The sequence below is a fragment of the Streptomyces violascens genome (assembly GCF_014649955.1).
Taxonomy (GTDB): domain Bacteria; phylum Actinomycetota; class Actinomycetes; order Streptomycetales; family Streptomycetaceae; genus Streptomyces; species Streptomyces violascens.
In genome coordinates this window covers 94522-109078 of sequence record NZ_BMUA01000023.1, presented here as the reverse complement: position 1 = coordinate 109078, position 14557 = coordinate 94522, and the positions used below count along the sequence as shown (strand labels likewise).

The 14557-nt window shown below is 70.8% G+C and carries 13 protein-coding genes and 1 tRNA gene; 4 read left to right on the top strand and 10 right to left on the bottom strand.

The features are described 5' to 3' along the window. Window positions 1-56: 56 nt before the first annotated feature. From IE206_RS32325 to IE206_RS32315, 3 genes are all read left to right on the top strand, one after another. Window positions 57-746 (top strand): response regulator transcription factor, encoded by a 690-nt coding sequence (locus IE206_RS32325; RefSeq protein ID WP_189968446.1) that lies wholly within the window; start codon window positions 57-59, stop codon window positions 744-746. Beyond that, complete coding sequence (locus IE206_RS32320) at window positions 743-2134, top strand: sensor histidine kinase (protein WP_189968444.1); 1392 nt, start codon at window positions 743-745, stop codon at window positions 2132-2134. Before IE206_RS32325 ends, IE206_RS32320 begins: the two co-directional genes overlap by 4 nt. Before the next feature lie 528 nt (window positions 2135-2662). Next, a complete protein-coding gene (locus IE206_RS32315) occupies window positions 2663-4150 on the top strand; it encodes a cellulose binding domain-containing protein (protein ID WP_189968442.1) in 1488 nt (495 codons plus the stop codon). Window positions 4151-4250: 100 nt separating this feature from the next. Here the strand turns inward: IE206_RS32315 and IE206_RS32310 are convergent, their stop codons facing one another. The 7 genes from IE206_RS32310 to IE206_RS32280 all read right to left on the bottom strand — a co-directional run bounded on the left by IE206_RS32310 (window position 4251) and on the right by IE206_RS32280 (window position 10950). Further along, complete coding sequence (locus IE206_RS32310) at window positions 4251-4433, bottom strand: hypothetical protein (RefSeq protein ID WP_189968440.1); 183 nt, start codon at window positions 4431-4433, stop codon at window positions 4251-4253. Between the two features lie 17 nt (window positions 4434-4450). Next, window positions 4451-5215 carry a MerR family transcriptional regulator gene (locus IE206_RS32305; protein WP_226598931.1) on the bottom strand — a complete coding sequence of 255 codons (765 nt, stop codon included), beginning with the start codon at window positions 5213-5215 and terminating at the stop codon, window positions 4451-4453. 88 nt (window positions 5216-5303) lie between these two features. Further along, complete coding sequence (locus IE206_RS32300) at window positions 5304-5867, bottom strand: hypothetical protein (RefSeq protein ID WP_189968438.1); 564 nt, start codon at window positions 5865-5867, stop codon at window positions 5304-5306. Window positions 5868-6172: 305 nt separating this feature from the next. Next, complete coding sequence (locus IE206_RS32295; protein WP_189968436.1) at window positions 6173-7576, bottom strand: GH1 family beta-glucosidase; 1404 nt, start codon at window positions 7574-7576, stop codon at window positions 6173-6175. Between the two features lie 199 nt (window positions 7577-7775). Next, complete coding sequence (locus IE206_RS32290; RefSeq protein WP_373301022.1) at window positions 7776-8657, bottom strand: carbohydrate ABC transporter permease; 882 nt, start codon at window positions 8655-8657, stop codon at window positions 7776-7778. After that, on the bottom strand, window positions 8615-9610 hold the full coding sequence (locus IE206_RS32285; protein ID WP_189968432.1) for a carbohydrate ABC transporter permease: 996 nt from the start codon (window positions 9608-9610) through the stop codon (window positions 8615-8617). Before IE206_RS32285 ends, IE206_RS32290 begins: the two co-directional genes overlap by 43 nt. 2 nt (window positions 9611-9612) lie before the next feature. Continuing rightward, complete coding sequence (locus IE206_RS32280; protein ID WP_189968430.1) at window positions 9613-10950, bottom strand: ABC transporter substrate-binding protein; 1338 nt, start codon at window positions 10948-10950, stop codon at window positions 9613-9615. Window positions 10951-11183: 233 nt separating this feature from the next. Here IE206_RS32280 and IE206_RS32275 point away from each other — a divergent pair, with 233 nt between their 5' ends. Continuing rightward, entirely contained in the window at window positions 11184-12215 is a 1032-nt protein-coding gene (locus IE206_RS32275; RefSeq protein ID WP_226598929.1) for a LacI family DNA-binding transcriptional regulator, read from the top strand. 106 nt (window positions 12216-12321) lie between these two features. Here IE206_RS32275 and IE206_RS32270 read toward each other — a convergent pair. The 3 genes from IE206_RS32270 to IE206_RS32260 form a co-directional block, all read right to left on the bottom strand. Further along, a tRNA-His gene (locus IE206_RS32270) sits at window positions 12322-12394 on the bottom strand. 133 nt (window positions 12395-12527) lie between these two features. After that, complete coding sequence (orn, locus tag IE206_RS32265) at window positions 12528-13130, bottom strand: oligoribonuclease (RefSeq protein WP_189968426.1); 603 nt, start codon at window positions 13128-13130, stop codon at window positions 12528-12530. 10 nt (window positions 13131-13140) lie between these two features. Beyond that, the gene (locus IE206_RS32260) at window positions 13141-14388 is read right to left on the bottom strand and encodes a helix-turn-helix domain-containing protein (RefSeq protein WP_189968424.1); all 1248 of its coding nucleotides are present in this window, start codon (window positions 14386-14388) and stop codon (window positions 13141-13143) included. Window positions 14389-14557 lie beyond the last annotated feature (169 nt).

Sequence of the window (14557 nt, the reverse complement as noted above, 5' to 3'; positions counted from 1 at the left end):
GCCCACTCCACTCCCACGGGGGACTCCGGTCCTCCGCATGGCGTACGGTGCGGGCCATGGCAAGTGTGCTAGTGGTCGAGGACGACCAGTTTGTCCGCTCCGCCCTCATCCGCCACCTCACCGAGGCCTCCCACACGGTACGGAGCGTCGGCACGGCACTCGAGGCGCTGCGCGAAGTGGCCCATTTCCGGTTCGACGTGGTCATCCTGGACCTCGGGCTGCCCGACCTGGACGGGTCCGAGGCGCTCAAGATGCTGCGCGGCATCACCGACGTACCGGTGATCATCGCGACCGCGCGGGACGACGAGACGGAGATCGTCCGGCTGCTCAACGACGGCGCGGACGACTACCTCACCAAGCCGTTCTCCGTGGAGCACCTCTCCGCGCGGATGGCCGCCGTGCTGCGCCGGGCGCGTGCCACCGCCGGGGCCGAACCGCCGTCACGCGTGCTCCAGGTCGGCGGGCTCCGCGTCGACCCGCTGCGCAGGCAGGCCGAACTCGACGGCGTGCAGCTCGACCTGACCCGGCGCGAGTTCGACCTGCTCGCCTTTCTCGCCGGGCGGCCCGGCGTGGTCGTGCCCCGCAAGGAGCTGCTGGCCGAGGTGTGGCAGCAGTCGTACGGTGACGACCAGACCATTGATGTGCATCTGTCCTGGTTGCGGCGGAAGTTGGGGGAGACGGCCGCGCGGCCCCGCTATCTGCACACCCTGCGCGGGGTCGGCGTGAAGCTGGAGCCACCGCAGTGAGGTGGGCCCTGGTCAAGGTCTGCCTCGCCGTCACCGTGATGGTGGTGGTGGCCTTCGCGGTGCCGCTCGGCATGGTCATCAAGGAGATGGCTCGCGACCGGGCGTTCTCCAACGCCGAGCGGCAGGCCGCGGCGATCGGGCCGACGCTGTCCATCACCACCGGCCGTGACGCGCTGGAACGCGCCGTCGCCTCCACCCAGTCCGGCGCCGAGGACCGGATGGCCGTGCACGTCCCGGCCGACCCGGCCGTCGCGGGCAGCGCGCCGGTGGAGATCGGCAGGCAGCGGGCGGCGGACAAGGACCTCGAAGCGACGCGCAAGGTCATCAAGGCCTCCATCTCCGACGTCTCGGGCGGCTCCGCACTGCTCCAGCCGACCGCGCTCAGCTCCGGCCAGATCGCGATCGTCGAGGTCTTCGTGCCGGAGGCCGAGGTCACCCATGGCGTGACGACGGCCTGGCTCGTCCTCGCGGGCGTCGGCATCGGCCTGATCATCGGCTCCGTGGCGGTCGCCGACCGCCTGGGTGTACGCATGGTCCGGCCGGCTCAGCGGCTCGCGGGCGCGGCGCAGGACCTGGGCGAGGGCAAGCTCGGCGCGCGGGTTCCGGAGGAGGGCCCCACCGAACTGCGCCAGGCGGCCGCAGCCTTCAACTCGATGGCCGACCAGGTCGTCCAACTCCTCGCCAATGAACGGGAGTTGGCGGCCGACCTCTCCCACCGCCTGCGTACGCCCCTCACCGTACTTCGCTTGAACGCGGCCTCGCTCGGGGACGGGCCCGCGGCCGACCAGACGCGGGCCGCGGTCGAGCAGCTGGAGCGGGAGGTCGACACGATCATCCGCACCGCGCGCGAGGCCAAGCCGAAGACCCAGCCCGCCGGGCCGGGGGCGGGCTGCGACGCCTGCGAAGTGATCCTCGACCGGATGGAGTTCTGGTCGGCGCTCGCCGAGGACGAGGGGCGCGAGGTGCGGCTCGCCGGCGTGGACCGCCCGGTCCGCATCCCGGTGGCCCGGGCGGATCTGGTGGCCGTGCTCGACGCGCTGCTCGGCAACGTGTTCCGGCACACGCCGGAGGGGACGGCGTTCTCGGTGGACGTCCACAACGGCGAGGACGCGGTGATCGTGCTGGTCTCCGACGCGGGGCCGGGGATCGCCGATCCGCGGGCGGCGCTGGAGCGGGGCAACAGCGGGGGCCGGCCGGGCTCGACGGGCCTCGGCCTCGACATCGTCCGCCGGGTCGCCGAGTCGACGGGCGGCGACGTCCGGATCGGGCACTCCGTCCTGGGCGGGACGGAGGTGCGCCTCTGGATCGGGCTCGGCGTCACGCCTCCGGGCCGGCGGGGCCATCGAGTGCGGGGGAGGGGCCGGTCCCGCCGGGGCGCGGACGCCTGATTTTTCCCCACCCCGCCCCTTCCCCAGACCCTCCGGGGGATGTCGTTCTGCCACGGCCCAGAGGTAGTTCCTGGGCCTCTGCCCCAGACCCCACCACTCCTCAAACTCCCCCAAGGTCTTAAGGATCAGCGGGGCCCCATGAAGGGCTGGATGCGCGGACGGTTTTCGGCTGCGGACCGTGCGTGGTTGCTCGCGCAGTTCCCCGCGCCCCCAGCAGGATCGACCCGGCCGGCACCGGCATCTTCAGCCTGTCCGGCGTTTGAGGACGAGCGCCCTTGAGGCGCGAACGGGGTCTGGGCGGAGCCCCAGGGAGCCGGACTGCCAGCCGCAGCCGATCCATCACCCCCGGAGGGTCTCGGGAAGGGGCGAGGTGGGAAAAGGACCCCGGGCTTAACCTCCCCCCATCCCACCCTTAAGCCGACCCTAAGATCCCCAACCCCCGCCCTGAACTGGGCATTTGTCCGATTCCGCATCGCTAGCGTGCTGCCGCACCCCCGAATTCCCCCGCAACGCAGAGGCAGGCACGGCATGGGCAGCAGTACGCACCGGCGCAGGGCGAGCGGCAAGACCAAGGCGATCGGCGCGGTGGCCGCCGCCGCGGTCGTCGGCGGCGCGGCCTTCGCGCTCACCGGCACCGCGCAGGCCGCCTCGGTCGGCGCGGCGTACACCAAGACCAGCAGCTGGACCGGTGGTTACACCGGGCAGTACGTCATCACCAACGACACCGGCAAGACCCTCGCCGACTGGACCCTGGAGTTCGACCTCCCCGCCGGCACCACGCTGTCCTCCCTCTGGAACGGCGACCAGACCGTGAAGGGCCGGCACGTCACCGTCAAGCCCCCGAGCTGGGACAAGGCCGGGCTCGCCGCGGGCAAGTCGGTCACCGTCGGCTTCGTCACGTCCGCCAACGGCACCGCGGGCGACCCCACCGGCTGTCTCATCGACCAGGAGAAGTGCTCCGTCGACACCGGCGCCACTCCCCAGCCCAGCGGTCGCCCCACGGAACAGCCCACCCCCAAGCCCTCCCAGTCGGCGAGCACCAGGCCGACCACCGAGCCCACCCCTTCCAAGTCGGCCACCGCGATACCCACCCCCACCAAGAGCACAGGCGGCGGAACCTCCGCCGGCGCCGGGTTCGCGCCCTACGTCGACACCTCGCTCTACCCCACCTACGACCTCGCGGCCACCGCCGACAAGACCGGCGTCAAGCAGTTCACCCTCGCCTTCGTCACCTCCGGCGGCGGCTGCACTCCGCTCTGGGGCGGCGTCACCGACCTTCCGGGCGACAAGGTCGCCTCGCAGATCGGCGCGCTGCGCGCCAAGGGCGGCGACGTCCGGGTCTCCTTCGGCGGTGCCTCCGGCTCCGAGCTCGGCCTCGTCTGCAAGAGCGCGGACGAGCTGGCAGCCGCGTACGGCAAGGTCGTCGACGCGTACAAGCTCACCAAGGTCGACTTCGACATCGAGGGCGCGGCCCTGCCCGACACCGGCGCCAACACCCGCCGCGCGCAGGCCATCGCGAAGCTCCAGCAGTCCCACCCCGGGCTCGACGTGTCGTTCACGCTGCCCGTGATGCCGGAGGGCCTCACCCAGCCCGGCGTCGACCTCGTCGCCGACGCCGAGAAGAACGGCGTCAAGGTCTCCGCCGTCAACATCATGGCGATGGACTACGGGCCCTCCTACAGCGGCGACATGGGCGACTACGCGATCCAGGCGGCCACCGCGACCCAGGCTCAGCTCAAGGGAGTTCTGGGACTTTCCGACGCCGCTGCCTGGAAGGCCGTCGCCGTCACGCCGATGATCGGCGTCAACGACGTCAACGTCGAGAAGTTCACCGTCGCCGACGCCACCAAGCTCGTGGACTTCGCCCAGTCCAAGGGTCTCGGCCGGCTCTCCATGTGGTCCGGCGCCCGTGACCAACAGTGCCCCGGCGGCGCCAAGAACTCCGCCGACCCGACCTGCTCGTCCATCGTCCAGGAGCCCCTCGCCTTCACCAAGGCCTTCGACGCCTACAAGTAGCCGCCTACAAGTAGTCGCGGCCACGTAGCCACCCACCAGCAGGCCCACTGACCAGCGTCCCGGCCGGATCGCACCTTCCCCCACGTCGGCCGGGGCGCGTTCAGTGCGTGGTGGACCTTCCGGCCGCCCTCGTCACCAGCGCGAGCACCCCCACCGCGATCACCGCCGCCGGCACCACACCCCACCCGATCACCCCGAACCCGGCAAGGATGCACACCAGCGGCACGGTGATCAGTACGAACGGCAACAGCGAGTACTTGTTCATCCCGTACTTCCCCTTCATTGCTTCGCTCCCTCCCATCACTTCGACTCCCCTCGGGCCGCGTCCAAGTAGTCCGTCAGGCTGTCCCACTGGCCCGGCTGCACCGACGCGTCCCCCGACAGCGCTCCCGGGTCCTCGCGCCACGCGGTCCGTACGCCCGTCGAAATCGTCCGGTCGCCGCCGCTGAACAGCGCTCCCAGCTCGTCCATCCGGGCCGCCAGTTTGCGTACGCGCGGATCGGTCGGCGGGGTGCCGGAGGCCCTGAACTCCTCGGCCCGCCGGTACAGTTGGGGCCACTCGACTTCCAGCAGATAGTGCGCGGCCGGGCCGAGGGCGGCGGTGTGAGTGCCCAGGGCGCGCAGCTGGTCGTCGTCGAGGTGGCGGCGTACCGCCTGTTCGGCGGCGGGGCTCGCGGCGCCGGTGGCGCGCAGCGCGTCGAGGACCGCGGAGGTCGTCGGGGCCCGGCCGTCCGCCACCTCCTGCTCGATGTGCACGAGCCGGTCCCGCAGGCCGGTCAGCGCCGCCAGGTGCGCCTCGACGCTCTCGCGGTGGTCGCGCAGGACCCGCATCGGATCGACCCCGGAGTCCAGGCACACGGCGATCGTGTCGAGGCCCAGACCCAGGCCGCGCAGGGCGAGCACCTGGTAGAGCCGGGCGATGTCGTCCTCGGTGTACTCCCGGTGGCCGCCGGAAGTGCGACGCGACGGGGAGAGCAGGCCGATGGTGTCCCAGTGGTGCAGCGTGCGGACGGTGAGCCCGCTGGCCTCGGCCAGGGGGCCCACCTTCCAGGTGGATTCGCTCATGCGCCCACTGTGCATCCTCACGCCACGTGAGGTTCAAGTCCCGCGCGGGACGCCGGCGGGCGTGGAAGGCCTCGTGCGGCCCGGCCCGTCAGCCCAGACCCACCGCGCCCGCGAGCCCGCGCCCCCATTCCCCTGCCGGACCGGGCAGGGTGAGGGGCGTCCAGAAGGACGCCACGAATGCCGCGATCGACAAAACGATGGACAGCACGAGGACGCCGCCGCCGTCGACGGCGTCCTCGGAATTCCTGTTCAGCACGTCGACGGAGACAAAACCCGCGACGTACAGGGTGACGGCATAGGCGACCACTCCCGCGATCCAGAACGAGCAGGCCTTCTTTCGCTCCGCCTGAGCCTCTTTCATCATCCGCTGGGCTTTCATGAGCCCCCTTTCGGAGGCCCGCAGCTGGTCCTGAACCTCGGCCAAGGCCTCCGTGCGCCCCTCGACCCTTGCCTGTTGGACCTCGTCCGCAAGCTCGACGCAGCGTGCGCGCCAGCGGGCCTCCGATGCCCTCAGGGCATCGACCAGCTTGCCGACGCGCTCGTACGCGTCCTTGGCGGCCACGCCGAGCGCCAGAACTCCCCGGGGCGCCTCATCGCCGCCGACATGGAAGTGCAGTTGTGAGATGTGCTGGTTCCCGCGCGCCTGGTACACCCGCGCGTTGTCCGAAGCGGTGCCCCATGTCTCGGCATGCCGCCGATCCCCGCCGCCGGATTCTTCCCTCTCGCTCACCGCTCACCGCTCAGCGATGTGCCGGTCACCCATGGGCCGGTAAGCGCGACCGTTTCCGGATACGGATCCATGGAGACCCCCGAGGTTCCCAATGCGCGGGCCCCGCTCGCTGGCTCGGCCCTGCCGGTGGATTGCGGGCCCACACGATAGCTCAACTCCCGTTCCATTCCCGCACGTTGGTTCAGCGGGAGGTCACAAGCCCGGTGGAGGAGGTGCCCGCCGCCGCGTCACGCCTCCGGCAGTTCGCCCGTCCGGGCCAGCTCCGCGTACCAGTGGGCGCTCGACTTCGGGGTGCGGGCCAGCGTCCCGTAGTCCACGTACACCGCGCCGAACCGCTTGCCGTACCCGTACGACCATTCGAAGTTGTCCATCAGCGACCAGAGGTAGTAGCCGCGTACGTCCGCGCCCGCCTCCATCGCGCGGCGCACGACCGCGAGGTGGTCGCGCAGATAGCGGATGCGGTCCGGGTCGTGCACCGACCCGTCGGGGCCGGGCCTGTCGTCGCAGGCCGCGCCGTTCTCGGTGACCAGGAGCGGCAGCCCGGGGGCCTCCTTCGTGTAGCGGAGCAGCAGGTCGTACAGGCCCGACGGGTCGATGGCCCAGCCCATCGCGGTGCGCTCGCCGGGCGGCTGGTGGAAGGTGACCGAGGCGGCGCCCGGCCACGGCGAGTGGGCGCTCGCGCCGTGGCCGTCGGCGCGGGCGGCATCCGATCCGGGGTCGGCGGCCGACACCAGGGACGTGGTGTAGTAGTTGAGCCCGAGCGCGTCGAGCGGCTGGTGGATCGCGCGCAGGTCGCCGTCGTGCACGAAGTCCCAGTCGGTCACGGAGGCCGTGTCCGCGAACAGGTGCTCCGGGTACGCGCCGTGCAGCATCGGCCCGTGGAAGACGCCGTTGGCCAGGTCGTCGATCCGGCGGACCGCCTCCAGGTCCGCCGGATCCTGTGAACAGGGCCTGACCACGGCCGAGTTGAGGCTCACCGCGATCTGGTTGCGCGCGGGCATCGCGGCCCGCAGAGCCGAAGTGGCGTCCCCGTGCGCCAGGTTGAGGTGATGAGCCGCCCGCAACGAGGCCGCCGGATCGGTCCTCCCGGGCGCGTGCACCCCCGATCCGTACCCCAGAAACGCGCTGCACCAGGGCTCGTTGAGGGTGATCCACCGCTCGACCCGGTCGCCGAGCGCGGACCCGACGAGCGCCGCGTACTCGGCGAACCGGTGGGCGGTGTCCCGGGCCGGCCAGCCGCCCGCGTCTTCGAGCTCCTGCGGCAGGTCCCAGTGGTAGAGGGTGAGCGCGGGCGCGATGCCCCGGTCGAGCAGCTCGTCGACCAGGCGCCGGTAGAAGTCGAGGCCGAGCTGGACTGCGGGCCCGCGGCCGGTGGGCTGCACCCGCGACCAGGAGACGGAGAAGCGGTACGAGGTGAGGCCGAGCTCCGCCATGAGCGCGACGTCCTCGCGCATGCGGTGGTAGTGGTCGACCGCGACATCACCCGTGTCGCCGCCGGCGGTCCGGCCCGGGGTGTGACTGAAGGTGTCCCAGATGGACGGAGTGCGCCCAGCCTCTCTTACCGCCCCCTCGATCTGATAGGCGGAGGTGGCGGCACCCCAGAGGAAATCGGGCGGGAATCGGTCAGACATGAACGCCCCCAATGTATGTACGCCGGAAGGGAATTGGGCTGGCTGAGGCTCGCCGGCTTCGGTGGAGCGCGCTGCAGTACACACCCTGCGCGGCACGAACCCGGCAAGGGGCGCGGGGCTGTGACGATGTGCGGCTCCGCCGGGTGGGCACGACCAGCCCCCCACCGGGCCGCAGATGAAGAACAGCCCGGAGCGCCCCTCACCCTTTGACCGCCCCCTGCATGATCCCGCCCACGATCTGCCGCCCGAACACCACGAACGCCACAAGCAGCGGCAGCGTCCCGAGCAGGGCGCCGGCCATGATGACCGACTGGTCGGGGATGTAGCCGCGGCCGAGGCCCGTCAGAGCCACCTGCACCGTGGGGCTGCCGTTCTGGGTCAGCGCGATGATCGGCCAGAAGAAGTCGTTCCAGGCCATCACGAACGTCAGCATCCCGAGCACCGCCATCGCGGGCCGGGCCACCGGGAACACGATGTGCCACACCACGCGCCAGCTGCTCGCCCCGTCCACCCGGGCGGCCTCGATCAGCTCGGTGGGCAGCGCCTCCACCAGGTACTGCCGCATGAAGAACACCCCGAACGCGCTGACCAGGGTGGGCAGAATGACGGCCTGGAGCTGGTCGGTCCAGGACAGCTCGGCGACCAGCATGTACAGCGGTACGACGCTGAGCTGCGGCGGCACCATCATCGTGCCGATCACCAGGAGCAGCAGCAGGTTCTTGAAGCGGAAGCGCAGCTTGGCGAAGGCGAAGCCGGACAGCGTGGAGAAGAACACCGTGCCCGCCGCGATCGAGCCCGCCACGATCGTCGTGTTGAGCAGGGCCGCGCCCATGTTGGCGTCGGTCCACGCGATCTGGAGATTCCTGAACAGGTGTGAGCCGAACCAGAACGGTGGGGGTGTCTGCGCGAGCCGGGTGTTGGTGCGGGACGCGGCCACCGCCGTCCAGATCAGCGGGAAGAGCGATCCGGCGGTGAACACGATCAGGACGGCGTAGGTGAGGCGGCCGCCGTGCAGCTGGCGGCCGGCACGCTGGGCTCTCAACTCGTCATCCCCTTGCGCAACTTGTGGGAGACGATCCAGTTCACCGCGCCGATGAGGAGCAGGATCAGGAACATCGCCCAGGCGATCGCCGAGGCCCGGCCGAGGTGCAGATTCACCCAGCCCTGTTCGTACAGGTAGAGGCCGAGCGTCTGGAACTGGTGGTCCGAGCCGCCGGTGGCACCCGCGGAGCCGTTGAACAGGAGCGGCTCGCCGAACAGCTGGGTCGCTCCGATCGTGGACACGACGGCGGTGAACAGGATGGTCGGGCGCAGCGACGGGATCGTCACATGGCGGAACTGCTGCCACCGCGAGGCTCCGTCGAGCGCGGCGGACTCGTACAGATCGGCGGAGACCGCCTGCATCGCGGCCAGGTAGATCAGCGCGTTGTAGCCGGTCCAGCGCCAGACGACGATGGTGGACACGGCGAGCTGCGAGCTCAAGCCGCCGTTCTGCCAGTCGATGTGGTCGAACCCGACGAGCCCGAGCGCCCAGTTGACCATCCCGTAGTCGCGCCCGAAGAGCAGCACGAACACCAGCGTCGCGGCCGCCACGCTGGTGGCGTACGGGGTGAGGACGGCGACCCGGAAGAACATCGAGCCGCGCAGCTTGTAGTTGAGCAGATGCGCGATGCCGAGCGCGATGAGCAGCTGGGGCACGGTGGACAGGACGCCGATGGTGAAGGTGTTCCGCAGCGCGTTCCAGAAGAAGTCGTCCGAGAGCAGCCGCGAGAAGTTCCTGAGGCCCACCCACGTCATGTCGTTCGGCGAGGTCAGCTCGACCTGGTGCAGGGAGGCCCAGCCCGTATAGAGGAGCGGGAAGAGGCCGAAGGCCGCGAAGAACAGGAAGAAGGGCGCGGTGAACGCGTACGGGCTCCAGCGCACATCGCGCCGGTAGCGGCGGCTTCGCCGCTCGTCCGCGCGGGCCCGGGCGGGGGCCGTGCTCTCCTGCCCGGGAGTGGGGGAGGGTACGGCGGCCGTGGTGTCGCTCGCCATCGTCACTGGTCCAGCGCGTTGTCGATCGCCTTCACCGCGGCGTCCCAGCCCTGCTGCGGCGACTTGCCCTTCTGCTCGACCTGGAGCATGCCGATGTCGGACAGGTTCTGCTGGATGATCTGGTCCTTCGGGCCGAGGGTCTGCACCGGGGTGCCCTCGGCGGCCCGCGCGAAGATCTGGCCGATGGGCGCGTTGCCGAAGTAGGCGTGCTTGGCGTCCGCCACCGCGGGCAGCCCGTAGGCGGCCTTGGCGCTCGGGAAGCTGCCGCGCTTGGCGAACAGGACGGCCTGCTGGGCGGGCGCGGTCAGCCAGGCGGCGAGCTTGGCGGCCTCTGCCGTGTGCTTGCCGGCCGAAGGCACGGTGAGGAAGGAGCCGCCCCAGTTGGACGGCTTGGGGGCCGCGGCCACGTCCCACTGGTCCTTGCCGGCGGCACCCGCCTTGTCCTGGATGTAGCCGAGCATCCACGCCGGGCAGGACACGGTGGCGAAGGAGGCGTTGGCGAAGCCCTGGTCCCAGGTCGGCTGGAACTGCTGGAGCTTGGCGGTGAGCCCGCCGGTCGCGAACGCGCTCGCGGTGTCCCAGGCCTGCTTCACCGCCGGGTTGTCCTTGTAGACGACCTTGCCGGCGGCGTCGTAGTAGCGGGTGGCACTGGACCCGGTGATCGAGTTCAGCACGCCGGAGGCGGAGTCCACGAACGCGGAGCCGGAGGGCACCTTCGCCTTGTACTGCCGCCCCACCTCCAGGTACTTGTTCCAGTCGCCCGCCCACAGCTTGCCCACGGCGTCCCGGTCGGTGGGCAGACCGGCCTTGGCGAACAGGTCCTTGCGGTAGCAGATGCCGGTCGGCCCGGTGTCCGTGCCCAGACCCACGGTCTTGCTGTCCTTGGCGGTGCCCTCGGCCCACTTCCACGGCAGGAAGTCGTCCTTGTTCACGCCGGGCGCCTTGGACAGGTCCTCCAGCTTGCCGCTCTGGGTCGCGGTGACCTCGGCGATGTTGCTGACCTCGACGGCCTGGATGTCGGCGAGCCCGCTGCCCGAGCCGAGGTGGGTCAGGAGCTGCGGGTAGTAGTTCTCGTTCCGCTCGATCGAGGTCTGTTTGATCTCGATGTCCGGGTGGAGCTTCATGTACGCGTCGTAGAGCCCGGCCTCCTTCAGGCCGAACGCGCCGAAGACGCCGACGGTGAGCGTCGTCTTCGCGCCGCCCCCGCCGCCTCCCGCCGTCGAGCCTTCGGCCGCCGGGGACGCGCCGTCGTCGGCGCAGCCGGCGAGCAGCCCGGTGCCGAGCGCGGCCACTGCCGCGAGGGCCGCGAGCCGCCTGGACATACGTGTACGCGTGCGCATGGCTTCCTCCAACTGTCGTCCGGGCCAAGCCGGTTGAGGCGCGTCGGCGCGGGCGGAAGGGATGCGAAAGGTGTAGGGACCTACTAGTGTGGGAGCGCTCCCAGCCGTGATGTGTTGAAGGGTTGCGGCTCCCTGGTGGACTGTCAAGGGACCGCGCAATGGCAGAGGATGACGTTCCCCGCCCGGCCGGGGCTGTTACTTTCACCGGAGTTGCGCGAGTTGGGGAGGCAGACGTGACAGCAGCCCGCACCGCTAGGGGGCGCGGCGCCGGACGGCCCACGCTCGAAGAAGTGGCGGCCAGGGCCGGAGTCGGCCGCGGCACCGTGTCCCGGGTCATCAACGGCTCGCCCCGGGTCAGCGACGAGACCCGGGCCGCCGTCGAAGCCGCCGTCGCCGAACTCGGCTACGTACCCAACCGGGCCGCCCGCGCCCTTGCCGCCAACCGTACCGACGCCATAGCCCTGGTCGTCCCCGAGCCCGAGGCCCGCTTCTTCGCCGAGCCGTACTTCTCCGACATCGTGCGCGGGGTGGGCGCGGCGCTTGCCGACACCGAGATGCAGCTCCTGCTCACCCTGGTCGGCGGCGACCGCGAGCGGCGCCGGCTCGCCCAGTACCTCGCCTCGCACCGCGTCGACGGTGTCCTGCTCGTCTCCGTGCACGCCGACGACCCGCTGCCCGAGCTGCTCGAACAGCTCGGCATCCCCGTCGTCATCAGCGGCCGCCGCCGCGAGGACGAGCCGCTCGCCTCGGTCGACTCCGACAACTACGAGGGCGCCCGCGCCGCCGTCGCCCACCTCGTCGCCCGCGGCCGGCGCTCCATAGCGACGATCACCGGACCGCTCGACGTGTACGGCGCCCGCCGCCGCCTCGACGGCTACCGGGCGGCCCTGGCGGAGGCGGGCCTGGAGGAACTGACCGCGCACGGCGACTTCACCGAGGAGGGCGGCCGCCGCGCGATGGCCGAGCTCCTGGAGCGCGCCCCGCACCTCGACGCCGTCTTCGCCGCGTCCGACGTGATGGCCTCCGGCGCCCGCCAGGTCCTGCGCGAGGACGGCCGCCGCATCCCCGACGACACAGCCCTGGTCGGCTTCGACGACTCGGCGATAGCCCGCCACATGGACCCGCCGCTGACCAGCGTGCGCCAGCCGATAGAGGAGATGGGCCGCGCGATGGCCGAGCTGCTCCTCGCCGAGATCACCGCCACCGAACCGGCCCGCCCGAGCCTGGTCCTGCCCACGGAACTCGTCGTACGGGCCTCCTCGTAAAAGAGGTGTCGAACACGGACGTGTCGAAGGGCCGCAACCCGGAGAAGGGGGCCGGAACATGCAGAAGGCCCGAACCGCTTGCGCGGCCCGGGCCTTCTTCCATCAGGGTGAGTAACGGGACTCGAACCCGCGACATCCTGGACCACAACCAGGTGCTCTACCAGCTGAGCTATACCCACCATGCATGACCGGACTGTTGTGGTCTTGGGAAGTCCCTGGGGGCTTCCCTACCGGCCGAGAAAAAGTGTACAGGGTCCGGGAGGGTGCTCGCGCACATGTTTCGAGGTCCCCTCCCGGACCCCCTGCGAAGGGCTACTCCGCAGGCAGGACGTACTTCGCCGCGATGGCCTTCGCGGTGTCCGAGTCCGGGCCGGGCTGCGGCACGAAGACCGCCTCCCGGTAGTAGCGGAGCTCCGCGATGGATTCACGGATGTCCGCGAGCGCCCGGTGGTTCCCGTTCTTGTCCGGGCTGTTGAAGTACGCCCGCGGGTACCAGCGGCGGGCGAGCTCCTTCACGGAGGAGACGTCCACGATCCGGTAGTGGAGGTGCGACTCCAGCTTCGGCATGTCCCGCAGCAGGAACCCGCGGTCGGTGCCGACCGAGTTTCCGCACAGCGGCGCCTTGCCCGGCTCCTTGACGTGCTCACGTACGTACGCGAGGACCTGCTCCTCGGCGTCGGCCAGCGTGGTGCCGCCGGCCAGCTCGTCGAGGAGCCCGGAGGCGGTGTGCATGGTGCGCACCACCTCCGGCATGGTCTCCAGCGCGGCGTCCGGGGGACGGATCACGATGTCCACCCCTTCGCCGAGTACGTTCAGCTCCGAGTCGGTGACCAGTGCGGCCACCTCGATGAGTGCGTCGTCCGTCAGCGAGAGCCCGGTCATCTCGCAGTCGATCCACACCATGCGGTCGTTCATGTGTCTTACCCTACGGGGCGCTCCGCTGACCGGGCAGACTCGGACGGCCACCGGTGTAGCCGGAGGCGTACAGATCGGAGCTGGGCTTTCCCGGCTCCGCCGTGTGCGAGGTCGCACCCGGCCCCAGTACCGCGCTGGCCGCCGCCGTCCGCCGGGCCTGGGGGAGCGCCTGGGGCGGAACGGTTTCCGGCACCGGAGCCGGCATGGGCACCGAGACCGGGCCCGCGCTGGGTTCCGGCTGAGGCCGCCGAGCCCGGTAGGCCGCCCGGTAGGACGCCGGGGACGAGCCGAGCTGGCGGCGGAAGTGCCCGCGCAGCGCGACCGGGGAGCGGAAGCCGCAGCGGCCCGCCACCTCGTCCACGGAGTAGTCGGACGTCTCCAGCAGGCGCTGGGCCTGCAGGACCCGCTGGGTGATCAGCCACTGGAGGGGGGCCGATCCGGTCAGCGAGCGGAAACGACGGTCGAAGGTGCGGCGGCTCATGTATGCCCGCGCGGCCAGGGTCTCCACGTCGAACTGCTCGTGGAGGTGCTCCAGCGCCCAGGCGACGACCTCGGCCAGCGGGTCGGAGCCGATCTCCTCAGGTAAAGACCTGTCGAGATAGCGCTCCTGTCCGCCGCTGCGGCGCGGCGGCACGACCAGCCTGCGGGCCAGCGCGCCGGCCGCCTCACTGCCGTGGTCCGTCCGCACGATGTGGAGACAGAGATCGATTCCGGCCGCGGTTCCGGCCGAGGTGAGGACGTCCCCGTCGTCGACGAAGAGCTCCCTCGGGTCCACATGTACTGATGGATAGCGTTTGGCCAGCGTCGGCGCGTACATCCAGTGCGTCGTCGCCGGGCGGCCGTCCAGAAGACCGGCCGCGGCGAGCACGAACGCGCCGGTGCACAGCCCGACGATCCTTGCCCCTTCCTCGTGTGCCCGGCGCAGCGCTTCCAGCGCGGCTGCCGGGGGCGGCGAGGTGATGGAACGCCACGCGGGCACCACCACTGTTCCCGCTCTGCTGATTGCTTCCAGACCGTAGGGCGCGGTGAGTTCGAGTCCCCCTGTGGTCCGCAGGGGTCCTTCCTCACCGGCACACACCAGCAGCCTGTAACGCGGAACTCCCGCGTCCTGACGGTCGATTCCGAACACGGAGAGCGGAATGGAACTTTCGAAGATGGGGCCGCCACTGAACAGCAGTACTGCGACGACTTCCCGGCGTCGGCGGCCGGCCAGCTTCCTTGCGGTCTCCGGTGATGCGGCAGCGGAGTCCTGGCTCATGGCGCTAAGCCCCCCTCGGTGTTCGCGGCTCCCCGTTCTTGTCGGGCTTGTCGCTCCTGCACTTTTCCCCTCGGTTTTGCACGAGTCCCCAGCCTTCGATACGCATGATCGAATCTACTGCGTCCCGTGGCGCCGGCGTGACAAGTCCGGCACCCAGCGCTATGTCGAC